The sequence below is a fragment of the Pseudomonas sp. ADAK18 genome, assembly GCF_012935695.1.
In the GTDB taxonomy this organism is placed as follows: Bacteria; Pseudomonadota; Gammaproteobacteria; order Pseudomonadales; family Pseudomonadaceae; genus Aquipseudomonas.
This window is the reverse complement of the sequence record NZ_CP052859.1, coordinates 1,570,367-1,594,546: the sequence shown is the minus strand read 5'-3', so window position 1 is coordinate 1,594,546 and position 24,180 is coordinate 1,570,367. Positions and strand designations below refer to the sequence as shown.

Genomic DNA, 24,180 nt, shown 5'->3' with positions numbered 1-24,180 from the left:
AAATAGCTGACAAGCACCGCCAGTCGGGAGGGATATCAGCCTGCCAAGAATCGCCCCAACATCACACGACCCCTCCTCCTTCACCACGAAACGCGCTGGGGCTCAGCCCCGTCCAGCGTTTGAACGCCCGTCTGAAACTGCGTACATCGCTGTAACCCACCTCCTCGGTGATGCGCTCGATGGACAACCCCGGGTTGCTCAACAAACCCATGGTGCGCGCGCGCCGTACGTGTTCCAGCAACCCTTCAAAGGTCAGCCCATGTTCGGTCAGGCGCCGGCGCAAGGTGCGGCCGCTCATGTTCAAGTCACTGGCGACCTTTTCCAACTGGCTGCCCTGTAAGTCACGGGAAATCGCGCGCTCCACCGCCTGGATCAAGTCCATCTTCTGGTGCAGTTGAGCGCTTTCCAGTTCCAGCAGTTCCAGGGCCTGGCGCAACGCCAGGGCATGATGATTGGGCAGGCGTACGTCCAGCCAATGACGGGCCAGGACCATGCGATTGTGCAGGCAACCAAAACGCACATCCGTACCGAACAACCGCAGGTACTCGGCGACATACGACGGCGCGGCATGCATGAACTCCACCCGCAGCGGCATGAAGTCGGCGCCTACCAACGCCCGACCATAGACCATGAGGCTGGCAAAGAACTCTTCGGCGGCAAACACTTGCACCTGCGCATAGGGCAACAGGCATTCGATATCGACAAACACCTCGTCGGCGCTTTCATGGGTACGCGTGGTGGCAATGCCGCCGGAGGTATGTTGATGGCGCTCACCGACGGCGAACGCATCGCGCAAGGTCTTGCACAGCGAAATCACATGCCCCAGCAGGCCCAGGGTACCCAGCACATTCTGATGGCCCACACACAAGCCCAATCCCTGGTCGGGCAAGACCTTGAGCGCCCGCTGAATCATGGTGACCGCCTGGCGATAGGAAATCCGCTGGGCCGGGTCATCCAGGTCGTCGAGGGTAAAACCCAGGCCGCGACACAGGTGCTCGGCGCTGGCGCCCTTTTGCGCGACGACTTGCCCGAGGGTTTGCAGGAGAAATGGCGAGACCAGGGCCAGTTCATAGTGCGGATCAACGGCTTTGCTTTGCATGGATCTTCGATTCCCGACTGAGTGCTCGGTTGTTGTTTTAGAAACATCCTGACAATCATAGGCGCTTGCCAGATTCGCCGCACTCTGGATGAAAACTGTCCGCCAAAGTCCCCCTATCTGGCCGCCAATACCCTGCCCCGTTGGGCGCCAAGGGCTTATTTGTATAGGTAGCGTCCCCCTAACAATAATAATGAGCCCAGACATGAAACCGATCCGTGCGCTTCGCCCCGTGCAACTCGCCCTGCTGACCCTGATCAGCCTGCCGGCCCTGGCCACCGAAGGCGGTGTCGACAACATCGGCCCCGGCACCGACGGCTTCTACATCTTGCCGCTGGACGTCAACAACCTGCCGGACCACATGTTTGCGTTCAACCTCTACTACAACCACTACGAAGCCAGGAAGCTCAATATCAGCTCCCTGGGTGGCAAGGTGTCGGGGGTGGATATCCAGTCCGATGCCGTCATCCCGCGCCTGGATTACCTCAGCCCGGTGCGGGTGTTGGGCGGGCGACTGGGCGCCTACATCGCCCAGCCGTGGATTAAACAGCAGGTGTCGATGTTCGGCATGTCTGACCAGCGCGAAAGCATGGGCGATACCACTCTGGCCCCGATCATCCTCTGGGACATGGGCAAGAACCTGACCCTGGCGACGGCCCTGGAGATCACCTTGCCCACCGGCGAGTACGACGCCACGCGGCTGGCCAATACAAGCAACAACTTCTATACCTACAAACCGCTGGTGTCCGCGACCTGGATGCCTAATGAGCGTACCGAGCTGTCGATCAAGACTACCTACAGTTTCAACAAGGAAAACCCTGATACCCATTACCGCTCAGGGCAGATTTTCCACTTTGATTATTCGGCCAGCTACAAAGTGACCGATAACCTGAGCCTGGGGGTGAATGGGTACTACCTCAAGCAGACCACTGACGATAAGCAGTACGGGCGTACGGTGGTCAATATCTATGGGGAGGATGTTGATGACGGTGTGAAGGGGCAGGTGTTTGCCATCGGTCCGGCGGTGTATTTCACTTTTCTCAAGTACGCGAGTGCGGAGGTGCGGTGGGCCAAGGAGTTTGATGTGAAGAATCGGCCGGAGGGGGATATGTTGTGGGCTAAGTTGACGATTCCGTTTGCGCTGTAATACGGGGGATTGGGTTGGGCTGGGTTGGGGGACATATCCGTTGCTGCGGTTATGGCCACTATTGGTTCCGCTCTTACAGCGGGTCACTTTGGAAAAGCCCCAAAGTAACCAAAGGGCTCTTGCCCCACCACTCGGCACCTCGCTCATGCTCGGTGTGCCCGTAATCCGACATTGATTTGGGGGGCCGCCGCCATCGGCCATCCCTGGCCGAGGGCGGCTAAACCGGCGTCCTGCCGGTTTACCCCCCAAATCAATATCGGCTTACGGCCAGCGTGGTTTAACGGGGCGCCTCAGATCAAAATCACAAGCCACAGCAAAAGCCAGATCAAAAGACCGCTGACTTCGTCAGCGAATAAGGATGTAAAAGCCACAACGCATACGCTTCAGATACTAGGTCGGCTACTAGGCCGCCTCGCTCTGTTTTTGATCTTAGGCGCCCCGTTAAACCACGCTGGCTGAGCGTAGGCATTGGTCCGTGGGTAAACCGGCAGGACGCCGGTTTAGCCGCACTGGGCCAGGGATGGCCCATTGCGGCGGCCCACGGACCAATGCCGGAGAGAAGGCACACCGAGCACTAGCGAGGTGCCGAGTGGTGGGGCAAGAGCCCTTTTGGTTACTTTTGGGGCTCTTTTCCAAAAGTGACCCGCCGTAAGGGCGGAACCAACAGTGGCCATAACCGCAGCAACGGATATGCCCCCCAATCCACCCAACCCACCCCCACTCAACTAGCAGTAGCCAACAACAAATCCCGCACCGACCTTCCCTGCCCACGACTACGATCATGCTCATACAACGACGCAGCAATCTCGTCCGCCCGAATCGGCAGGATCGACAGCAGCGTGTCGCTCAAACCATGACTGGCCTGGCTGAACCCCTGCATATAGATACCCGCCTTGCAGCGCTCATCCGTCACCACGCGGTAGTCACGGCTGACCTCAAAGTCGCCCATGTACTCCTGCATCGGCGCCAGCAACTGGCGATGCATCTGCCGCTCATACCCGGTAGCCAACACCACCGCGTCGTAATGGTTAAGGCTGGTATCCCCAGTGGCGTTATTGCGCAGGGCCAACTCGACCCCCAACGGGCCGGCAGTGGCTTTTTCCACAGCGGTCAGGGTACGGAACGCGTGACGGGCAATACCCGAAACTTTCTGGCGATAGAAAATCCCGTAGATGCGCTCGATCAGGTCCAGGTCCACCACCGAATAGTTGGTGTTGTGGTATTCGTTGACCAGGCGCTCGCGCTCACCGCTGGCCTGCTGGAACACCAAGTCGGTGAATTCCGGCGAGAACACTTCGTTGACGAACGGGCTGTCGTCGGCCGGTTTGAGGGCCGAGCCCCGCAGGATCATGTCTACTTGCACCGACGGGAAGCTGTCGTTGAGGTCGATAAAGGCTTCGGCCGCGCTCTGGCCGCCGCCGATGATCGCAATGCGCATCGGCTTGCCATCGACACACGGCTGCTGGGCCATGCGCGCCAGGTACTGGGAATGGTGGAACACCCGACCATCCTCCCTGAGGCCCTTGAACGCTGGAGGAATGCGTGGCGTCCCGCCGGCGCTGACCACCACCGAACGCGCCGTGCGCACCAGTTGCTCACCCTGGGCATCCCGGGAAATCACCCGCAGTGCCTCGACCTGCTGCTGATGCAGGATCGGCTCGATGGCCAGCACTTCCTCGCCATAACGGCTTTGTGCCTGGAACTGCCCGGACACCCAGCGCAGGTAGTCGTTGTACTCCATGCGGCATGGGTAGAAGGTTCCCAGGTTGATGAAGTCCACCAAACGGCCATGGGCCTTGAGGTAGTTGACGAAGGAGTAAGGGCTGGTGGGGTTGCGCAGGGTGACCAGGTCCTTGAGGAAGGAAATCTGCAATTCACTCTGGGCTACCAGGGTATTGCCGTGCCAGCGGTAGTCGGCCTGCTTGTCGAGAAACAGCACGTCCAGTTTGCCTTGGGCCTTCTCGCGCTCTTGCAGGGCGATGGCGAGCGCCAGGTTCGAAGGGCCGAAACCGATACCGATCAGGTCGTGAACCGCGGGCGATGCAATTGCCTGTGTCATTCCAGTGTCCTCTGGATAAGCCCCGTGGCGGTGGGGCGGGAAAGCCTCAGAGACCTGAAGGCAGAACAACAGGTCGTGTGTTGATAGGAAACGAGGACAATGAAAAAAAATTTAGCCGCGACGCGATCAGTGCGTGTCCCACTCACGCATCCGCACCCGGCAGTGCTTCATGGCGTTGACGATGTGTTTCTCCACGAGGCTGCGGGAAATATTCAGGCGCTCGGCAATTTCCGGATGGGACAAACCTTCAAGCTTGCGCAGCATGAAGCTGTCACGACAGGCCGCCGGCAATTCCCCCAAGGCGCGCTCCAACATCTCCAGGCGCTGGCCATGATCCAGGCTGGCGTGAGGGGACGCCGTGGCAAAGCGCTCTTCGCTGTCCAACACGTCCAATGGCTCCACCTGGCGCAGGGCATTCCGCCGGTGGCCATCGATCACCAGGTTCAGGGCCGTGCGATAAAGGAACGCGCGGGGCTGCTCGATGGGGGTGTCGCTCGCCCGCTCCAGTACCCGCACATAAGCGTCATGCACCACATCCTCGGCCACCTGGCGGTTGCCCAGCTTGGCGTTAAGGAAACACACCAGCTCGCGATAGTAGTTTTCCAACATGACTCCCGACCGCCTGGAGGGCGGCATTAGGTCCTTGAGTGCGAAGACAACAGCCGATTCAGCGATGCGGTTCGGTGATGGCAGTTTGAATATGCGTAATTTATAGTAATTCTCATCTAGATTTAAACAAGACTTGTATCAACGGCCCATTTATTTCTCTGTGGCACCTGTAACCGCATATGTAACAGCCTAAATTGCCGGGCAATTTTCTCGTTTACCTTGCAGCTTCCCGCACCTGCGGCCCGTTCTTTCCCGGCTGGAACCTAAGCATGCAACGTCCTCGACCCGCCCGGCGCGCCTTGTTTGTCATGACGTGCCTGATCCCCGTTATTGCCGTCGCCGCCTGGCAGGTCCTGCCACCGGGCCGGGACAAACTGGCGACTGTCACCGTGACCCGTGGCGATATCGAAAGCAGCGTCACCGCCCTGGGCACCCTGCAACCTCGGCGCTACGTTGACGTCGGCGCCCAGGCCTCCGGGCAGATCCAGAAAATCCACGTGGAGGCCGGTGCCGAGGTCAAGGAAGGCCAATTGCTGGTAGAGATCGACCCGTCCACCCAAAAGGCCAAGCTGGACGCCAGTCGCTACGCCATCGAGAACCTGCAGGCTCAGTTGCAGGAACAACGGGCCCAGCATGAACTGGCGCGGCAGAAGTACCAGCGCCAGCAAAAACTCGCGGCCGGCAATGCCACCCGTGAAGAGGACGTACAAACGGCCAAAGCCGAACTGAGCGCCACCCAGGCGCGGGTCGACATGTTCCAGGCGCAGATCCGCCAAGCCCAGGCCAGTTTGCGCAGCGACGAAGCCGAGTTGGGCTACACCCGCATCTATGCGCCCATGAGCGGCACCGTGGTCGCGGTGGATGCACGGGAAGGCCAGACCCTCAACGCCCAGCAACAGACACCGCTGATCCTGCGTATCGCCAAGCTGTCGCCGATGACGGTCTGGGCCGAGGTTTCCGAGGCGGATATCGGCCACGTCAAACCCGGCATGCATGCCTACTTCACCACCCTCAGCGGCGGCGCCCGGCGCTGGACCAGCACCGTGCGGCAGATCCTGCCGGTGCCGCCCAAGCCGCTGAATGAAACCAGTCAGGGCAACGGCAGCCCCGCCAGCAGCAGTAAAAGCGGCAGTGGCCGCGTGGTGCTATACACCGTGCTGCTGGACGTCGACAACCCGGATCACGCCTTGATGGCCGAAATGACCACCCAGGTGTTTTTCGTCGCCGGCCGTGCGCAGAACGTATTGACCGCACCGGTCGCCGCCCTCAAGGGCGGCGCTGGGAGCGAACTGCAGCAAGCGCGGGTGGTGGCGAAAAATGGCGACATTGAACCACGCCAGGTGCGCACCGGCCTCAGCGACCGGCTGCGTATCCAGGTGGTTGAAGGGCTCGCCGAGGGTGAGCATTTGCTGATCGGCCCCGCCACCAATAGCGGAGGCTGAATGCAAACGCCCCTGATCACCCTGTCGGACATTCGCAAGTCCTACGGCGGCGGAGATGCGCCGTTGGTGGAAGTGCTGTGCGGGATTGATATGTCGATCCATGCCGGCGAGTTTGTCGCGATTGTCGGCGCGTCCGGCTCCGGCAAGTCGACCTTGATGAACATCCTCGGCTGCCTCGACCGCCCCACCTGCGGCGAGTATCTGTTTGCCGGAGAAAACGTCGCACAACTGGACAGCGACGAGCTGGCCTGGCTGCGACGCGAAGCCTTCGGTTTTGTGTTCCAGGGCTACCACCTGATCCCCGCCGCGTCGGCCCGTGAAAATGTCGAGATGCCGGCCATCTACGCTGGCATCCCGGCCGCCGAACGCCACGCCCGGGCCACCGCCCTGCTGGAACGCCTGGGCCTGGGCGAGCGCACCGGTAATCGCCCACACCAGTTGTCCGGCGGCCAGCAACAACGGGTGTCGATTGCCCGGGCCTTGATGAACGGCGGCCACATCATTCTTGCGGACGAACCCACCGGCGCCCTCGACAGCCACAGCGGCGCCGAAGTCATGACGCTGCTGGACGAACTCGCCGCCCAGGGTCACGTGGTGATCCTGATTACCCACGACCGCGAAGTGGCGGCGCGAGCCAAGCGCGTCATCGAAATCCGCGACGGGCTGATCATCAGCGACACCGCCGCCGACCATCCCGAGGTGCAACACAGCGCCAACGCCAACGCCCTGCAAGCCGTCGACTTACGCCAGCGCCTGGAAGACGGCAGCGAGCACAACGGTGCCTGGAAAGGTGAACTGGTGGACGCCGTGCACGCGGCCTGGCGCGTGATGTGGATCAATCGCTTCCGCACCGCCCTGACCCTGCTGGGCATCGTGATTGGTGTGGCCTCGGTGGTGGTAATGCTCGCCGTCGGCGAAGGCAGCAAGCGCCAAGTCATGGCGCAGATGGGTGCCTTTGGCTCAAACATTCTCTACCTCAGCGGCCTGTCCTCCAGCCCGCGAGCGCCCAGGAGCATCGTCAGCCTGACCGACGTCGCCGCCGTGGCCATGCTGCCTCAGGTGAAGATGATCATGCCGGTCAATGGCTCGCAGGCCACGGTGCGTTTTGGTAATGCCGACCACGCCAGTTATGTCGGCGGTAACGGCATTAACTTCCCGGAAATCTTCAACTGGCCGGTGGTCGAAGGCAGCTACTTCACCCAGGCCGACGAAGACAGCGCCACCGCTGTGGCCGTCATCGGCAAGAAGGTACGGGACAAACTACTCAAGGATTTCAGCGACCCCATCGGCCAGTACATCCTGATCGAGAACGTGCCGTTCCAGGTGATCGGCGTGCTCCAGGAAAAAGGCGCCAGCTCCGGCGACCAGGACAGCGACGACCGGATCGCCGTGCCCTACTCCGCTGCCAGCATCCGTCTGTTTGGCAGCCAGAACCCGCAGTACGTAGCCATCGCAGCCGCCGACGCCTCCCAGGTCAAACAGACCGAACAGGCCATCGACGAACTGATGCTGGGCTTGCACAACGGCCGCCGGGACTTCGTGGTGACCAATTACGCAGCCATGATCCAGGCCGAGGCTCGCACACAGAACACCCTGTCGTTGATGCTCGGCTCGATTGCCGCCATTTCTCTGCTGGTAGGCGGGATTGGCGTGATGAATATCATGCTGATGACCGTGCGTGAACGCACCCGGGAAATCGGTATCCGCATGGCCACCGGCGCACGCCAGCGCGACATCCTGCGTCAGTTTCTTACCGAGGCCGTAATGCTTTCGGTGGTCGGCGGCCTGTGCGGTGTCGCCCTGGCGCTGATCGTCGGCGGCGTACTCGTCCTCGCCGACGTGGCGGTGCAATTTTCCCTGTTGGCCGTGCTCGGCGCCTTTGGCTGCGCACTCGTCACCGGTGTTGTCTTCGGCTTCATGCCGGCCCGCAAAGCTGCCCGGCTTGATCCGGTAAAGGCGTTGACCAGTGAATAAACGATCCATGACCCCGCGACTGTCCCTGCTCAGCCTGTGCCTGCTGCTCAACGCCTGCACCGGCACTGCGCCCTCCTCCGACACGCACATTACACCGCCCACGACCTGGCAATTCGCCGAGCGCCAGGCAAACCAGTCCACCAACCAGCAATGGTGGACGCAGTTTGGCAGCCCGCAACTGAACCACCTGATCGACCAGGCCCGCCACGACAGCTACGACGTGGCTGCAGCCATGGCCCGAGTGAGTCAGGCCCAGGCCAGTGCAGTGATTGCCGGTGCGCCGCTGTTGCCGGAGGTGGGTCTGAACCTCAAGGCCAGTCGCCAGAAACGCATCAGTGGCAGCAGCACCGCAGACAGCTCTGACACCAGCAGCACGGTCAACAACTACAGCGCCAACCTCACCGCCAGCTATGAAGTGGACTTCTGGGGCGGTCGCGCCGCCGCCCGCGACAGCGCGCTGCAAACCGTGCGCGCCAGTGAGTTCGATCAGGCGACGGTGGAGCTGACTTTGCTCAGCAACGTCGCCGACCGTTATGCACAGACCTTGTCGGCCCAACAACGTCGGCAGATAGCCGAACTCAACCTGGCCAATGCCCGCAACGTCCTCAATCTGGTACAGACCCGCTACGACTCGGGCTCGGCCACAGCCCTGGAACTGGCCCAGCAGAAAAGCCTGGTGGCCAGCCAGCAACGGCAACTGCCGCTGATTCAACAACAAGCCGAGGAATCGCTGATCACCCTCGCCGCCCTGCTGGGCCAGCCAGTGCAAGCCCTGAACCTGGGCACCGAGGGTTTCCAGGTCCTGACCTGGCCGACTATTGGCGCTGGCATTCCCAGCGACCTGTTGACGCGCCGTCCCGACATTGCCCGTGCCGAGGCGCAAATGGCGGCGGCGCAAGCGGATGTCACCGTGGCCCGCGCGGCGATGCTGCCGACGGTGACGCTGGGAGCGTCGCTGGGGTCGGGGTCGAGCAAAGCGGCCGATGTGTTGCGCAGCCCGTTCTACACCCTCACGTCGGGGTTGGTGGGACCGGTGTTCAACAATGGGCGCCTGAGTGCCGAGCGCGATCGGGCCAGGGCGCGGCAAGAGGAGTTACTGGAGGTTTATCGCGGGTCGATCATTAATGGTTTTGCTGATGTAGAGAAGGCCCTCAGCAGCATTACCAGGCTGGATCAGCAGCGCCAGTGGCAGGCTGAGGAACTGCAGCAGGCGCAGACAGCGTTTGAGATTGCCGAGCGTCGCTATCAGGCGGGGGCCGAGGATCTGCTGACGGTGCTGGAGACGCAGCGAACGTTGTACGCGGCGCAGGATTTGAATGTGCAGCTCAGGTTGGCGCGGGTGCAGGCGAGTATTGCGCTGTACAAAGCGTTAGGGGGTGGATGGCGAGTGTTGTGACAGGCCATCAGGGGGTTATTCGCGCCTGATGGCCCTACTCGGCAATCACGCCGGCTCTGCGACCTGCTTCTTTGCGAAGCTTTCAAACTCCGAGTCTGCGTGCCAGAACGAATCCAGTTTTACCCGGGTTTCGTCACCAGCCTCCAGCGTCTTCAGCTCTTCAAGCGCCTTTTCCCACCACAGCGGCCTGCAAGCATTCAGGTAGGTACACCGTTTGGCCTGTTTGCCCAGCAGATAGAATTTGGCAACCTTTCGCGACGTCGTGCATTGGCCCTTGAGCTTCCATTTCAGGCGCAGTCGGTCGTAGAGGGCATTTTTTGGAAGGCCATTGGGCACCGAAAATGTCATCTGCGGCAGGCTATCGCGATAGGCCTCGCCATGCTGGTCAAAGAACACCTTTAACATCGCATGGTGGTAGTTCTTCACTGAAAAGTAGTGATTGATGCAGTCGTTGGCCTCGACGACTTTCTTGCCGTCCAGCATGAAGGACACCGCAATCTGCTCAATGGTGAGCAGTGTGGCGCCATGATGGGCCCACTGATCGATCAAACCGATAGTACCGTCGAGAATGGCGACGTTGGCCCTGGTCAGCCCGCAGATGCCACTGTTGAAGAGTTTCAAAGATGGCGCCGGGCGCTCATTTCCGGCGTCTACTTCCTCGGCGAATGCGCGGTACTCCGAGCGCTGGGACGCTTGGGCCCAACTCCACTCGAACTCATCCATCAAAAACTGATTATCCGTGACACGCCCGAATAGCTCGGCGGGATCTTTGAAGAAGACCGTATCGGTATCGATGAAGATGGTTTTGTCGGCGAGTTGAACACCGGCCTGGATAGCACAGGCCTTACGTCGATGGTAATAGCCTGCGGTGCCTTTCCAGGTATCCAGCGTCTGCGTGTCAAGAGGCAGGACAGTGACCGGCCAGCCATCAAAGGACTCGGGCTGATCCGTCATCACTGTGATCGTGAAACTGGCCGGATCTTTCCGGTGACGCAGGGCTGACAAAATGCTGAATTTTGCTTCGTACCGGTAAACAGATTTGTTGCCATAGAGCAGATAGAGGAGTTGATTAGAAAACATAAATCCATAACGCCAAATTCGGTTCGCAGCCAACGATAAAGAGGCCCGATAGTGACATTGTGCCACCACCCAAATTCATCTTCCAGTCGCGACACAAAGAGTAACAATCAAATCCTTCGATACCGCCGTCTAGACCTTCAAGTGCCGCGCATACCAGGGCCGTCTCGGCACCTTCCTGAACAAACTTTTGACCGTCTGCTCATCCCCAAACGTAATCCGCAACGCCAACTTCATCGTCTCTGGATCCATCTCCATCGACCGTCCCATCTGCAACCCCGGCGTGGTACTGCAGCCATGGGTATCCGGCCCCAACCACGGGTCATCCACCTCCACCCACCGCCCCGGTGCAAACCAAGGCACGCCGTTCACCTCAAGGCGTTGAACCTCCCCCGGATGGAACCGCTCATGGGCGCGAAACCAATCTTCGACCCGATCATCAATCCACCCATGAAAGTGCCAGAACACCGGGTTCACATGGGACGAAAACGGATCGCCGAGAAAGTCGTTCTCCGGTCCGAACCAACGCCCGGCAAAGTCTGCCGGATCACGGGCCAACGGTGCCGGCGCACCATTGGATGGATCACGTGCTACCGACGCCCAGCGCATATGCAACCAGTCGTGTAGCCCCAGCTCCACCTGCGAACCAAACTGCCCCAACGTCATGCGCGACAGATAAGCCGGATCCCGATACTGCGACTCCCATACCTGGAAATTGCTGCAATAGGTCTCGCCGCTTTTGATATCGCTGACCCACTGGGTAAAGGTGTCATCCCCCCGGGAAACCCAGGTCGGCGGCACCGAAAAGCCATCGTGATTATCGAAGTAACGGATAAACCCCAGGCGATCGCGCTCAAGCTCTGGCTGCGGCAACGGAAAGCGCGGCCAGGACGGCAGATCCTGCATCGAACGCGCCGTGCCCAACATATGCCGGTGCATGAAAAAGAAGTCGATGCCCGAGCCATTGCGGTCCTTGCGTGGCCCGCGAGCATCACGCTCACGGTCACGAGGGCCGGGTTGCCAGCCGATCCCCCGCAGGGCCTCGCGCTTGTCTTCGGGCAGTTTGTGCCATTTGTCCCGGGACGCATGCCATAGCTGGTGAAACAGCCGGTGCTCCGGCGAAATCAGCCAGGCCTCCAGGGTCGGATTGAGCAGCGCCCGCTCACGGGCTTCGGGGAACAACCGCTTGATCGCCACAAACCGGTTGTCGTCTTCGGGCAAGCCGAGGGCACGGTCCATACGCAACACACGCCCACTGAGCGACGCGGTGCCGGCATTACCGAAGGCCGCCCAGACCTCATCGAGGGTGGAGACAAACTGATACCGGATAATACCGCTGCGGCTGTCCAGCAGCCGCCAGCTGATTTGCCCTTGCTTGACGTCTGCCAGGTCGCCCAGGACTTCATAGCGCGGCACGGCATCACTACGTAATCCCTGCGCGCTGTCCAAATACCCGCGCACACCACGACCCCGGGCGGCGATATCGAGCAACAGTTCCAAGCCTTCACCGGGCACGCCATCGAGCCCGGCATCACGGCCTTCGAGACGAATGTCCCACACGCCCCGCAAGGCATTGGCCATCTGCTGGCCGGCCATGTCTGGCAGGTCCACCGTGGCCTCACCCGGGGTAATCGGTTCATCCGGCAGCGTCAATTGACGATGGGCGTAATAGGCGGCTGGCACCGCAGCGCCGGTCAGTGCCAGGCCCGCGATGAAGCCTCGTCGAGAAATCGTCATTGCCCTACCTGTGTCAGCCATGGAGCAGGCTTTATCCAAGCTAGAACGAGCATTGGCCGAACAAATTTAGGGGCCTGGGCAAGCACCTAAATTTCCCCCTCCATCACTCGTTCTTCCCAGATAGCAAAGGCCTCGCCTGCACCTCATCCACCGGAAAGCGACACTGAGATGGCAATGACCAAAACGCGCTCGAAAAAAGCTCTTCTGATCGGCCTGCCACTGGCGCTGGCGATTGCCGCCGGCGGCGGTTTCCTGGGTTGGAAATACCTGTACGACAGCGCGGGTTATCCGCTCAAGGTCATGAAGCAGGCCGACGAGTTGCAAGACCGGATCATTTCCTTCGACAGCCACATCACCCTGCCCTTGCGCTTCGGCAGCGAGGGTGACGAAGCGGATAAAGACGGGCTGGACAAGTTCGACCTGGTCAAGGCCCAGCGTGGGCGCCTCTCGGGGGCGGCCCTGACGATTTTCGGCTGGCCGGAAATGTGGAATGGCCCCAATGCCCCGCACAAACCCACCGCAGCCTTTGTCGACCAATCTCGCCAGCAGCAGGAAGTGCGCTACAAGGCGATCACCGGGATGGTCCGCGACTTCCCCAATCAGGTGGGCATCGCCTACACCCCGGACGACTTCCGACGCCTGCACGGTGAAGGCAAGTTCGCGGTATTTATCAGCATGCTCAATGCCTACCCATTGGGCGAAGACATCAGCCAACTGGACCTGTGGACCGCGCGCGGCATGCGCATGTTCGGTTTCAGCTACGTGGGCAATAACCCGTGGGCCGACTCTTCTCGACCGCTGCCATTTTTCAATGACACACCCGACGCATTCAATGGTTTATCGGACCTGGGCAAACGCGCCGTGCACCGGCTCAACGACCTTGGGGTGATCATCGACGTCTCGCAAATGTCGACCAAGGCCCTGGAGCAAGTGGCCAAGCTCAGCCGCACGCCGATGGTTGCTTCGCACTCGGTGCCACGGGCGCTGGTGGATATCCCGCGCAACCTCAGCGACAAGGAAATGCAGCTGATCAAGAACAGCGGTGGCGTGGTGCAGATCGTGGCGTTTTCCGCCTACTTGCGCCCGCTGACCCAAGCCACCCAGGACAAACTCAACCGCCTGCGTGCCAAGTTCAACCTGCCGCCGCTGCCCAACCTGCACGTGGCACTGATGCCCGGCGACCCGATCATTGCCGCGTGGCCCTCGCAGAAGTTCGGCCAGTACGCCAGCGCGCTGTACGACATCCTCGATGAAGAACCCCAGGCCAGCCTGAAGGACCTGGGCGACGCCATCGACTATGCGGTGACGAAGATGGGTATCGACCATGTCGGCATCAGTTCGGACTTCAACGAAGGCGGCGGCGTGAAAGGCTTCAAGGACGTCAGTGAAATTCGCAACGTGACCGCCGAGTTGATTACTCGTGGCTACTCCGAAGCGGACATCGCCAAGCTGTGGGGCGGCAATTTCCTCAGGGTCTGGGAGCAGGTGCAAAAAGCCGCCCAGCCTGTCGCCCTCACCCAACCTTGAATCCGCAGCGAAGCCTTGCCATGACCGATCGCCGTACCTTTCTGAAAACCGCAGGCGTACTTGCGGCCAGCCTGCCGTTGAGCAGTCACTTGATCCCCTCGGCGGCAGCCGCCACGCCGGCTGTCGCCACGGATAAATGGCAAGCCCTGCGCCAGCTGTTCAAGCTCGACCCCAACTACGCGCACTTCGCCAACTTCCTCATCACCTCACACCCGAAACCGGTGCAGGACGCCATCGACCGCTACCGCGCCGAACTGGATCTCAACCCGGCCAAGTGGGTCGACTGGGAAACCCAGGCCGAATGGCAACGCGAAGGCGAAGTGCGCGACTGGGCGGCGCGCTATCTGGACGTCAAGCCACGGCAGATCGCCCTGACCGGTAGCACCACCGAAGGCCTGGTGATGATTTATGGCGGGCTGCACGTCAACGCCAACCAGGAAATCCTCACCACCGAACACGAGCACTACTCCACCCGCAACACCCTGAACTTCCGGGTCAAGCGCGAAGGCACTCAGGTGCGCAAGATCAGCCTGTTCAAGGACCCGCGCAGCGTCTCCAGCGATGAAGTGCTGGGCAATATCTCGCGCAATATCCGCGCGCAAACCCGGGTGCTGGGCATGACCTGGGTGCAGTCGGGCAGCGGGGTCAAGCTGCCCGTGGGAGAGATTGGTGAACTGGTGCGCGAGCACAATCGCCAGCGGGATGAGAAGGACCGGATTATCTACGTGGTCGATGGCGTGCATGGTTTCGGCGTCGAGGACATGAACTTCGCTGACTTCAAGTGTGACTACTTCATTGCGGGCACCCATAAGTGGATGTTTGGGCCACGGGGCACCGGGATCATTTGCGCCGCCTCGGAGCAAATGAGCGACCTGACGCCGACCTTTCCGACGTTCTCGGAAAACAAGGATTTCGGCACCATCATGACCCCCGGCGGCTATCACGCTTTCGAGCATCGCTGGGCCTTGGGCGAGGCGTTCAAACTGCACCTGCAATTGGGCAAGGCCGAGGTGCAGGCACGCATCCATCAGCTCAACACCTACCTCAAGCAGCGCCTGAAAGAACACGCCGGCATCGAGCTCGTCACGCCCGACAGTGCGCAGCTCTCAGCGGGGTTCACCTTCTTCCGGGTCAAGGGCCAGGACGTCGACGCAGTCGCCGCTTACCTGAACCAAAACCGCATTGTGGTGGATGCCGTGGACCGTGATGTCGGCCCGGTGGTGCGTATGGCGCCGGGCCTGCTCAACACCGAGCAGGAGATCGACCGGGCCATGGCTGTGCTGACGAACAAATACTGAACCCTTTCCTGACACTGACGAGAAGGCTGCAAATAATGTCTCGAACCGCACTGTATCGCCTGTCCCTGGGTGTGATGCTCGCCACACTGGCTGCAGGCAGCGCCCACGCTGCAACACCTGCGCCGGGCAAGGTGTTCAAGGACTGCAAGGACGGCTGCCCGGAGCTGGTGGTTCTGCCGGCCGGCAGTTTTGTCATGGGCACGCCAGACGACGAACTGGGCCGCCAGTCGGACGAAGGCCCGCTGCACACGGTGACGTTTGCCAAGCCGTTTGCCATCAGCCGCTTCCAGGTCCAGGCCAGCGAATGGGACGCCTATATTCGCCAGAGTGGGGTCAAGATCGCCGACGGCGACACCCGCCCCGGCCGTGCGTGCAAGGCCAGCAAGCCGACGTACACCCAAGGGCCGAAGCAGCCGGCGGTGTGCATGGACTTCCAGGACGTCGAAAACTATGTCGCCTGGCTGTCGAAAAAGACCGGCCAGAAATACCGGATGCTCAGCGAAGCCGAACGTGAATATGCGGCCCGCGCCGGCAGTACGGGTTCCTTCCCGTTCCCCATGGACCCGGACACCGAATACGGCATCAGCCAGCACGCCAATACCTACGGGCCGAAAGACGGCTACAGCTTCACCTCGCCCGCCGGCAGCTACCCGCCCAATGCCTTTGGTGTGTATGACATGCATGGCAATGTGTATGAGTGGGTTGCCGATTGCTGGCACGACAGCTACGTCGGTGCGCCGACTGATGGCAGTGCCTGGCAGGACAAGAACTGCGAAACCCGGCATATCCGAGGGAACGATTGGGGCGAGGCGCCGATTTTCTCGCGTTCGGGTAATCGTAATGATCGACCGGCGACGACTCGGGGGGATTGGCTGGGGTTCAGGGTGGCAAGAGAGCTCTGAACGGCAAAGCCACGCTCCTCTGCCGCCGCCTGCGATGCGTTGTAGCCGCTGCCGAGGTACGAGGCTGCGATGCGGGCCGCAGGACCGCCGTCGAGGGCTGCTGCGCAACCCATCGCAGCCTCGTACCTCGGCAGCGGCTACAGAGTTTTCAGTGATTTGATCCATGGCTATCGCAGGCGAGCCACACACTAAATCACGGCGTTCAATAGCATGCAGGCCGCCACCCCCAGGCACAGCGCGGCAAAACCGACTTGCAGGGTACGCGCCCGGATCAACGAACACAGCCTGCGCCCCACCACCATTCCCACGACGCTCGCACCAATAAACACCCACCCCATTCGGTCAATGCTCACCCCGGCATGAAACGCACCCACCACGCCGACCAGGGAAATCAGGCTGATCACCATCAACGACGTGGCGACAATCCCGCGCATCTGCACATCCGTCAGTTGCTTGAACGCCGGCACAATCAAAAACCCGCCACCGACCCCCAGCAACCCCGACACTGCGCCCGTCACCGCGCCAAGGGCGGCCAAGGTTGCCGTGCATTTGGCGGTCCAGGAAAAGCGTCCGGTCTGTTGATCCAGCATGCAGTTCTTCTGGCCCCAGGACGCGGTGCCATGGTCACTGGGCCCGGCCTCGACCTTCTCGCGCTGCAACATGCGCCAGGCCACCAGCACCATCAGCGCACTGAACAGGCCCATCAGGATCTTGTCCGGCAGTTGATGGGCGAAGAACACCCCAAGCGGTGAAAACAGCGCGCCGAGCAACGCGATCAACAGCGCCGCCCGGTAGCGCACCAGGCCATGGCGCAAGCCGTCAATCGCACCGACGGCCGCCGCCGCGCCCACGGCGAACAACGACACAGGCGCTGCCTCAGTCATGGTCAAGCCAAGCCCCAGTACCAGAGCCGGCACACCAAGAATGCCGCCACCGGCCCCCGTCAGCCCCATGATCAAGCCCATGAGCACGCCAAAAAAACTTGCCAGCAGCATAGGGTTTTCTCAATCCACCTTGGACAGGCTGGTCAGCCATTCGCGACCCTTGAGCATGCCGTTCCAGTAGAACCACGGCAGCAACGTAGCCTTTAGGAACCAGGCAGAACGCCGGGCGACGGTCGGATCGAGGGGGAACGTTGGCAGCAACTTGCCGCCATAGCCAAACTCGGCCAGCACCACCTTGCCCTTTTCTACCGTCAGCGGGCAGGAGCCATAGCCGTCGTACTTGAGGAGCATCGGGGCCTGTTTGCGCAGGGCCAGCAGGTTTTCGGCCACCACCACAATCTGCTTGCGTACCGCAGCGGCGGTTTTGGCGTTGGTGGTGGAGCACACATCACCGAGGCCGAAGATGTGGGAATAACGCACATGTTGCAGGCTCTGGGGATTCACTTCGCACCAGCCAGCGGCATCGGCCAACGGGCTCTGGCGGATAAAGTCCGGGGAGACTTGCGGCGGCACGACGTGCAGCAGGTCGAAGGACTTTTCCTCGACGGTGACGTTGCCTTCAGCGTCCTTGAGCTCAAACCAGGCTTTGCGCGCCGGGCCGTCGACCTTGACCAGATTGGAATTGAAGGCCAACTGCGCCGAGTATTTCTCGATGTACTTCATCAACGGTGGCACAAAGGTCGCCACACCAAACAGCGCGGCACCGGCCAGGTTGAATTCGACGTTGATGTTTTTCAGGTCGCCTTGCTTGAGCCAGTGATCGCATGACAAGTACATCGCCTTCTGCGGCGCACCGGCGCATTTGATCGGCATGGCCGGCTGGGTAAAGATCGCCTTGCCACCCTTGAGCTGGCGGACCAGTTGCCAGGTGTAGCTGGCGTGCTGGTAGCTGTAGTTAGAGGTGACGCCGTTCTGGCCAAGGGTCTCTGGCAGGCCGTCGATTTTTTCCCAGGCCAGGCGCAGGCCGGGGCAGACGATCAGGTTCTTCCACGTCACGCGCTGGCCACTGTCGAGCACCAGCGTCTGCTCATCGGGCAGCAACTCGGCGACGCTCGCTTGCACCCAGGTGACGCCGTCGGGCAACACGTCGGCCATGGGCCGTGCGGTCTTCTTCACGTCATAGGCGCCGCCGCCCACCAGGGTCCAGGCGGGCTGGTAGTAGTGGGTGTCGTTGGGTTCGATCAGGGTGATGTTCAGGTGCGGGTCGCGCTTGAGCAGGCTGGCCAACAGGCCGATGCCTGCCGAACCGCCGCCGATGACAACGATGTCGCCACTGATGGTAGGTCCCCAGTGTTGGTCGTTCATGGTCTTCGCCTTTTTTTCTGAATGCACACAAGGGTCGCCGCCGTATGGCATCACGCCCAGCTTTTGATCACCGCCCCGCAATACAGGCCGGACAAGGTCTTCATCACTTGGATCACTTCGTGGCTGGCCAGCCCGTAGAAAATGTATTTGCCTTCACGGCGGGTGGCCACCAGCCCTTCGTCACGCAGGATGCCCAACTGTTGGGACAGCGTGGGCTGACGCACACCGGTCATGGTTTCCAGCTCACCGACATTGCGCTCGCCTTGGGTCAACTGGCAGAGAATCAGCAGCCGGTCCTCATTGGCCAGGGCCTTGAGCAAGGCGCAGGCCTTGGAGGCCGACGCGCGCAACTGGGCGACTTCGCCTTCACTCAGGTTCGATTCCATTTGCTTCAGACTCTCTCTCTCACTTAAGCTCAAAACATTATGTGTAAACGTAAAGTGATTGTAACTACTTATTTACGCCACTTGGGACAGCCGTTATGCCAGCGTTGATTCAATCCTTTCTGGACGAGGCGTCGTCGACCTACACCTATGTCGTCTATGAACACGACGGCGGCCAATGTGCGATTGTCGACTCAGTGCTCAACTATGACCCGGCGGCCGGACGTACCGACACCGCCCAGGCCGACCGGGTGATCGCGTTTGTCCACGAACATCAACTGCAGGTGCAATGGCTGCTGGAAACCCACGCCCATGCCGATCACCTGTCTGCTGCGCCTTACCTGCGCCGGCAAGTGGGCGGCAAGATCGCCATCGGCCAGTCCATCAGCAAGGTGCAAGACGTGTTCAAGCACCTGTTCAACCTGGAACCGGAGTTTCGGGTCGACGGCTCACAGTTCGATCACTTGTTTGCGCCCAACGAGGTGTTTCACATTGGCAACCTCAAAGCCCAAGCGCTGCATGTCCCCGGCCACACCCCTGCGGACATGGCCTACCTGATCGAAGGGCAACTGATCCTGGTGGGCGACACCTTGTTCATGCCTGACGTCGGCACCGCCCGTTGCGACTTTCCCGGTGGTGACGCGCACCAGCTCTACGCGTCGATGCGCAAGCTGCTGGCCTTCCCGCCCGAAACCCGCCTATACGTATGCCACGACTACCCACCCGAAGGCCGCGTGGCCAAGTGCCTGACCACGGTGGCCGAACAGCGCGCGGGGAATATTCATGTGCATGAGGGGGTGGATGAAGCCGCGTTTGTGAAGATGCGCACCGAGCGGGATGCCGGGTTGGGCATGCCGACACTGTTGCTGCCGGCAATCCAGGTCAATGTGCGGGCCGGGCATATGCCGCCGGCGGAAGATAACGGTGTGGTGTACCTGAAGATCCCGCTCAACCAACTATGAAATACATTGCCAACTGTGGGGGCGGGCTTGTGTGGGAGCGGGCTTGCTCGCTCCCACACAAGCCCGGCTCCCACACTAACCGAGGTTGATGCCATTGGCCGGCAACGGCAACGCGGTCTTGTAGCGCACTTGTTTGAGGGCAAAGCTGGAACGAATATTCGCGACCCCAGGCACCTTGGTCAGGAACGTCATCATGAAATGTTCCAGAGACTGAATGGTCGGCACCAGCACCCGAATCAGATAGTCCGGGTCACCGGCCATCAGGTAGCACTCCATCACTTCAGGGCGGTCGGCAATCGCCCCTTCAAACTGCTGCAACGCCAGCTCGTTCTGCTTTTCCAGGCTGACATGGATGAACACATTGACGTGCAGCCCCAGCAAGTCGGCGTCCAGCAGCGTCACCTGGTCGCGAATCAACCCTAACTCCTCCATCGCCTTGACCCGGTTGAAACACGGCGTGGGCGACAGGTTGACCGAGCGGGCCAGGTCGGCGTTGGTGATGCGGGCATTCTCCTGAAGGGCGTTAAGAATGCCGATATCGATACGGTCCAGTTTGCGCATGAGACAAAACCACCTGTTTATTATGTTTATGCAGTTTTTTTATCCTCAAATGATCTCCAACGCAACGAAACAGAGATAAATATTCTCCCAAGCCGAGCCTATGATGTTTGTAGGACAAGATTTCTTCTACCCGAAGACTGACTGTCAGCTAGCGCGCCCACTACAAGAAATTCACAAGATAGAGCGTAGAAAGCCATGACTCAGCCGTACGAACCGCTGCGCCTGCACGTTCCCGAACCTTCGGGCCGCCCAGGCTGCAAGACCGACTTTACCTACCTGCGTCTGACCGACGCCGGTCTGGTGCGCAAACCCCCAATTGACGTAGAACCCGCCGATACCGCCGACCTGGCCAAAGGCCTGATTCGCGTGCTCGACGATCAGGGCCAGGCCCTGGGTCCGTGGGCCGAAGGCGTGCCGGTGGACATCCTGCGCACGGGCATGCGCGCCATGCTCAAGACGCGGATCTTCGACAACCGCATGGTGGTTGCCCAGCGTCAGAAAAAGATGTCGTTCTACATGCAAAGCCTTGGCGAAGAAGCCATCGGCAGCGCCCAGGCCCTGGCCTTGAACATCGACGACATGTGCTTCCCCACCTACCGCCAGCAAAGCATCCTGATGGCCCGGGAAGTGCCGCTGGTGGACCTGATCTGCCAACTGCTGTCCAACGAGCGCGATCCGCTCAAGGGCCGCCAGCTGCCGATCATGTACTCGGTAAAAGACTTCGGTTTCTTCACCATTTCCGGCAACCTCGCCACCCAATTCGTACAGGGCGTGGGCTGGGGCATGGCCTCGGCGATCAAGGGCGATACCAAGATCGCCTCGGCCTGGATCGGCGACGGCGCCACTGCTGAATCAGACTTTCATACCGCCCTCACCTTCGCCCACGTCTATCGGGCGCCGGTGATCCTCAACGTCGTTAACAACCAGTGGGCTATTTCCACCTTCCAGGCCATCGCCGGCGGTGAAGCCACGACGTTCGCCGGACGCGGCGTGGGTTGCGGGATTGCTTCCTTGCGTGTGGACGGCAACGACTTTGTCGCGGTGTACGCCGCCTCCGCCTGGGCCGCCGAGCGCGCCCGTCGCAACCTGGGGCCAACCCTGATCGAGTGGGTCACCTACCGCGCAGGCCCGCACTCCACCTCCGACGATCCTTCCAAGTACCGTCCCGCCGACGACTGGAGCCACTTCCCGTTGGGCGACCCGATTGCCCGTCTCAAGCAGCACCTGATCCGCATCGGCCAGTGGTCCGAGGAGGAACACGCCGCGGTCAGTGCCGAGCTTGAAGCCGAAGTCATCAAGGCCCAGAAAGAAGCCGAGCAGTACGGCACCCTCGCCGGCGGCCAGATCCCTAGCGCCGCCTCGATCTTCGAGGATGTGTACAAGGAAATGCCCGAGCACCTGAAGCGCCAACGCCAGCAACTGGGGATCTGACATGAACGATCACAACAACAATATCCAGTTGGAAACCGCCATGACCACGACCACCATGACCATGATCCAGGCCTTGCGCTCGGCCATGGATGTGATGCTTGAGCGCGACGACAACGTCGTGGTGTTCGGCCAGGACGTCGGTTACTTCGGCGGCGTGTTCCGGTGTACCGAAGGCTTGCAGACCAAGTACGGCACCTCCCGGGTGTTCGACGCACCGATCTCCGAAAGCGGGATCATCGGCGTGGCCGTGGGCATGGGCGCCTATGGCCTGCGCCCGGTCGCCGAGATTCAGTTCGCCGACTACGTGTACCCGGCCACCGACCAGATCATTTCCGAAGCCGCGCGCCTGCGTTATCGCTCGGCCGGCCAGTTCACCGCCCCGTTGACCATGCGCATGCCTTGCGGTGGCGGCATCTACGGCGGCCAGACCCACAGCCAGAGTATTGAAGCGGTATTCACCCAGGTCTGCGGCCTGCGCACGGTGATGCCGTCCAACCCTTACGACGCCAAGGGCCTGCTGATCGCCTCCATCGAAAACGATGACCCGGTGATCTTTCTGGAACCCAAGCGCCTGTACAACGGCCCATTCGACGGCCACCACGACCGCCCGGTAACCCCGTGGTCGAAACACCCGCAAGCACAAGTGCCGGACGGTTACTACACCGTGCCGCTGGATGTCGCCGCCATCGCCCGCCCTGGCAAGGATGTGACCATCCTCACCTACGGCACCACGGTGTATGTGTCGCAAGTGGCCGCCGAGGAGACCGGCATTGATGCCGAAGTCATCGACCTGCGCAGCCTGTGGCCGCTGGACCTGGAAACCATCGTCAACTCCGTGAAAAAGACCCGCCGCTGCGTGATCGTCCACGAAGCCACGCGCACCTGCGGCTTCGGCGCCGAGCTGGTGGCGCTGGTGCAAGAGCATTGCTTCCACTACCTGGAAGCGCCGATCGAGCGCGTCACCGGCTGGGATACGCCGTATCCCCACGCGCAAGAGTGGGCGTATTTCCCTGGCCCGTCCCGTGTGGGCGCGGCTTTGCATCGGGTTATGGAGGTCTGAATGGGCACGCACGTTATCAAGATGCCGGACATTGGCGAAGGCATCGCGGAAGTTGAATTGTCGGTGTGGCACGTCAAGGTTGGCGACCTGGTGGTAGAGGACCAGGTGCTGGCGGATGTGATGACCGACAAGGCCATGGTGGATATTCCTTCACCGGTGCATGGCAAGGTGATTTCCCTCGGCGGCGAGCCGGGCGAAGTCATGGCGGTCGGCAGTATTTTGATCAGCATTGAAGTGGAAGGCGCGGGCAATACCAAGGAGTCGGCGTTGTCAGCCGTGGTTGAAGAGGCAGCGCCTGCACCTGCGCCGAAGGTTGAAGCCAAGGCGCCAGTCGTCGAAAGCAAACCTGTAACCAAGCCGGTTGTGGCTCAGGCACCTGTCGCACGCGACGCCGATGAGCGTCCGCTGGCCTCCCCGGCCGTGCGCAAACATGCGCTGGATGCTGGCATCCAACTGCGTCTGGTCCAGGGCAGCGGCCCGGCCGGTCGCGTTTTGCATGAAGACCTTGAGGCCTACTTGCAGCAAGGCAGCGTAAAAGGCACTACCTCGGCCAGCCCGTATGCCGAACGCAACGACGAACAGCAAATCCCGGTGATCGGCATGCGCCGCAAGATCGCCCAGCGCATGCAGGACGCCACCCAACGCGCCGCGCATTTCAGCTACGTGGAAGAAATCGACGTCACCGCCCTCGAAGAGCTGCGGGTGCACCTCAATGAAAAACACGGCGCTACACGCGGCAAACTGACCTTGTTGCCATTCCTGGTGCGAGCGATGGTGGTGGCCGTGCGGGACTTCCCGCAAATCAACGCGCGCTACGACGACGAAGCCCAGGTCATCACTCGCCTTGGCGCAGTGCATGTCGGCGTCGCCACCCAGAGCGATATCGGCCTGATGGTGCCCGTGGTGCGTCACGCCGAGGCCCGAAACCTGTGGGGCACGGCCGAAGAAATCACCCGTTTGGCCAGCGCCGCACGTAATGGCAAGGCCAGCCGCGATGAACTGTCGGGCTCGACCATCACCCTGACCAGCCTTGGCGCGCTCGGCGGGATTGTCAGCACACCGGTGCTGAATTTGCCGGAGGTGGCCATCGTCGGCGTAAACCGTATTGTTGAGCGGCCAATGGTGATCAAGGGTCAGATTGTGATCCGCAAGATGATGAACCTCTCCAGCTCCTTCGATCACCGGGTGGTCGATGGCATGGACGCGGCGCAATTCATCCAGGCCATCCGTGGCCTGCTCGAACAACCCGCCAGCCTGTTTCTGGAGTAAG

20 protein-coding genes are annotated in these 24,180 nt (G+C 61.0%); 11 read left to right on the top strand and 9 right to left on the bottom strand.

The window, feature by feature from the left end; all coding sequences use genetic code 11:
• Positions 1 to 61: 61 nt before the first annotated feature.
• Positions 62 to 1,099: an AraC family transcriptional regulator gene (locus HKK55_RS07175; protein WP_169354006.1), complete on the bottom strand. Its 1,038-nt coding sequence runs from the start codon at positions 1,097 to 1,099 to the stop codon at positions 62 to 64.
• A 202-nt stretch (positions 1,100 to 1,301) separates the two neighbouring features.
• On the opposite strand from HKK55_RS07175, the gene HKK55_RS07170 reads away from it, so the two are divergent.
• Positions 1,302 to 2,243, top strand: a complete 942-nt coding sequence (locus HKK55_RS07170; protein WP_169354005.1) for a transporter — start codon at positions 1,302 to 1,304, stop codon at positions 2,241 to 2,243.
• A gap of 721 nt (positions 2,244 to 2,964) precedes the next feature.
• Here HKK55_RS07170 and HKK55_RS07165 read toward each other — a convergent pair.
• On the bottom strand, positions 2,965 to 4,302 hold the full coding sequence (locus HKK55_RS07165; protein ID WP_169354004.1) for a lysine N(6)-hydroxylase/L-ornithine N(5)-oxygenase family protein: 1,338 nt from the start codon (positions 4,300 to 4,302) through the stop codon (positions 2,965 to 2,967).
• A 126-nt stretch (positions 4,303 to 4,428) separates the two neighbouring features.
• Positions 4,429 to 4,911, bottom strand: coding sequence for a sigma-70 family RNA polymerase sigma factor (locus tag HKK55_RS07160; RefSeq protein ID WP_169354003.1), 483 nt, complete (start codon positions 4,909 to 4,911; stop codon positions 4,429 to 4,431).
• 269 nt (positions 4,912 to 5,180) lie between these two features.
• Here HKK55_RS07160 and HKK55_RS07155 point away from each other — a divergent pair, with 269 nt between their 5' ends.
• Genes HKK55_RS07155 through HKK55_RS07145 form a run of 3 tightly spaced genes read left to right on the top strand, consistent with a single transcriptional unit; the run spans position 5,181 to position 9,723 of the window.
• Positions 5,181 to 6,353 (top strand): efflux RND transporter periplasmic adaptor subunit, encoded by a 1,173-nt coding sequence (locus tag HKK55_RS07155; protein WP_169354002.1) that lies wholly within the window; start codon positions 5,181 to 5,183, stop codon positions 6,351 to 6,353.
• Positions 6,354 to 8,327: a MacB family efflux pump subunit gene (locus HKK55_RS07150; protein ID WP_169354001.1), complete on the top strand. Its 1,974-nt coding sequence runs from the start codon at positions 6,354 to 6,356 to the stop codon at positions 8,325 to 8,327.
• Positions 8,328 to 8,334: 7 nt separating this feature from the next.
• The gene (locus HKK55_RS07145; protein ID WP_169357797.1) at positions 8,335 to 9,723 is read left to right on the top strand and encodes an efflux transporter outer membrane subunit; all 1,389 of its coding nucleotides are present in this window, start codon (positions 8,335 to 8,337) and stop codon (positions 9,721 to 9,723) included.
• Between the two features lie 45 nt (positions 9,724 to 9,768).
• On the opposite strand, the gene HKK55_RS07140 is transcribed toward HKK55_RS07145, so the two are convergent.
• Together HKK55_RS07140 and HKK55_RS07135 are read right to left on the bottom strand one after the other, a co-directional pair.
• On the bottom strand, positions 9,769 to 10,803 hold the full coding sequence (locus HKK55_RS07140) for a hypothetical protein (protein ID WP_169354000.1): 1,035 nt from the start codon (positions 10,801 to 10,803) through the stop codon (positions 9,769 to 9,771).
• Positions 10,804 to 10,932: 129 nt separating this feature from the next.
• On the bottom strand, positions 10,933 to 12,537 hold the full coding sequence (locus tag HKK55_RS07135) for a PvdJ/PvdD/PvdP-like protein (RefSeq protein ID WP_169353999.1): 1,605 nt from the start codon (positions 12,535 to 12,537) through the stop codon (positions 10,933 to 10,935).
• Positions 12,538 to 12,711: 174 nt separating this feature from the next.
• Here HKK55_RS07135 and pvdM point away from each other — a divergent pair, with 174 nt between their 5' ends.
• The 3 genes from pvdM to HKK55_RS07120 all read left to right on the top strand — a co-directional run bounded on the left by pvdM (position 12,712) and on the right by HKK55_RS07120 (position 16,264).
• Complete coding sequence (pvdM, locus tag HKK55_RS07130) at positions 12,712 to 14,064, top strand: pyoverdine-tailoring dipeptidase-like protein PvdM (protein ID WP_169353998.1); 1,353 nt, start codon at positions 12,712 to 12,714, stop codon at positions 14,062 to 14,064.
• A gap of 20 nt (positions 14,065 to 14,084) precedes the next feature.
• Positions 14,085 to 15,362, top strand: a complete 1,278-nt coding sequence (locus HKK55_RS07125) for an aminotransferase class V-fold PLP-dependent enzyme (protein WP_169353997.1) — start codon at positions 14,085 to 14,087, stop codon at positions 15,360 to 15,362.
• Positions 15,363 to 15,436: 74 nt separating this feature from the next.
• A complete protein-coding gene (locus tag HKK55_RS07120; RefSeq protein WP_237151360.1) occupies positions 15,437 to 16,264 on the top strand; it encodes a formylglycine-generating enzyme family protein in 828 nt (275 codons plus the stop codon).
• A 188-nt stretch (positions 16,265 to 16,452) separates the two neighbouring features.
• Here the strand turns inward: HKK55_RS07120 and HKK55_RS07115 are convergent, their stop codons facing one another.
• From HKK55_RS07115 to HKK55_RS07105, 3 genes are read right to left on the bottom strand one after another with little or no spacing between them, the layout of a single operon-like run.
• Positions 16,453 to 17,259 (bottom strand): sulfite exporter TauE/SafE family protein, encoded by an 807-nt coding sequence (locus tag HKK55_RS07115; RefSeq protein ID WP_169353995.1) that lies wholly within the window; start codon positions 17,257 to 17,259, stop codon positions 16,453 to 16,455.
• A 9-nt stretch (positions 17,260 to 17,268) separates the two neighbouring features.
• A complete protein-coding gene (locus HKK55_RS07110) occupies positions 17,269 to 18,513 on the bottom strand; it encodes an FAD/NAD(P)-binding oxidoreductase (RefSeq protein ID WP_169353994.1) in 1,245 nt (414 codons plus the stop codon).
• Positions 18,514 to 18,563: 50 nt separating this feature from the next.
• Positions 18,564 to 18,899, bottom strand: coding sequence for a helix-turn-helix transcriptional regulator (locus tag HKK55_RS07105; protein ID WP_010166774.1), 336 nt, complete (start codon positions 18,897 to 18,899; stop codon positions 18,564 to 18,566).
• Between the two features lie 95 nt (positions 18,900 to 18,994).
• Here HKK55_RS07105 and HKK55_RS07100 point away from each other — a divergent pair, with 95 nt between their 5' ends.
• Positions 18,995 to 19,858, top strand: a complete 864-nt coding sequence (locus HKK55_RS07100) for an MBL fold metallo-hydrolase (RefSeq protein ID WP_169353993.1) — start codon at positions 18,995 to 18,997, stop codon at positions 19,856 to 19,858.
• Positions 19,859 to 19,933: 75 nt separating this feature from the next.
• Here the strand turns inward: HKK55_RS07100 and HKK55_RS07095 are convergent, their stop codons facing one another.
• Entirely contained in the window at positions 19,934 to 20,419 is a 486-nt protein-coding gene (locus tag HKK55_RS07095; protein WP_155584574.1) for an Lrp/AsnC family transcriptional regulator, read from the bottom strand.
• Between the two features lie 195 nt (positions 20,420 to 20,614).
• Here HKK55_RS07095 and HKK55_RS07090 point away from each other — a divergent pair, with 195 nt between their 5' ends.
• From HKK55_RS07090 to HKK55_RS07080, 3 genes are read left to right on the top strand one after another with little or no spacing between them, the layout of a single operon-like run.
• On the top strand, positions 20,615 to 21,850 hold the full coding sequence (locus tag HKK55_RS07090; RefSeq protein WP_169353992.1) for a 3-methyl-2-oxobutanoate dehydrogenase (2-methylpropanoyl-transferring) subunit alpha: 1,236 nt from the start codon (positions 20,615 to 20,617) through the stop codon (positions 21,848 to 21,850).
• Position 21,851: 1 nt separating this feature from the next.
• Positions 21,852 to 22,910 carry an alpha-ketoacid dehydrogenase subunit beta gene (locus HKK55_RS07085; protein ID WP_155584576.1) on the top strand — a complete coding sequence of 353 codons (1,059 nt, stop codon included), beginning with the start codon at positions 21,852 to 21,854 and terminating at the stop codon, positions 22,908 to 22,910.
• Positions 22,911 to 24,179, top strand: a complete 1,269-nt coding sequence (locus HKK55_RS07080; RefSeq protein ID WP_169353991.1) for a dihydrolipoamide acetyltransferase family protein — start codon at positions 22,911 to 22,913, stop codon at positions 24,177 to 24,179. It abuts the gene before it with no gap.
• Position 24,180 lies beyond the last annotated feature (1 nt).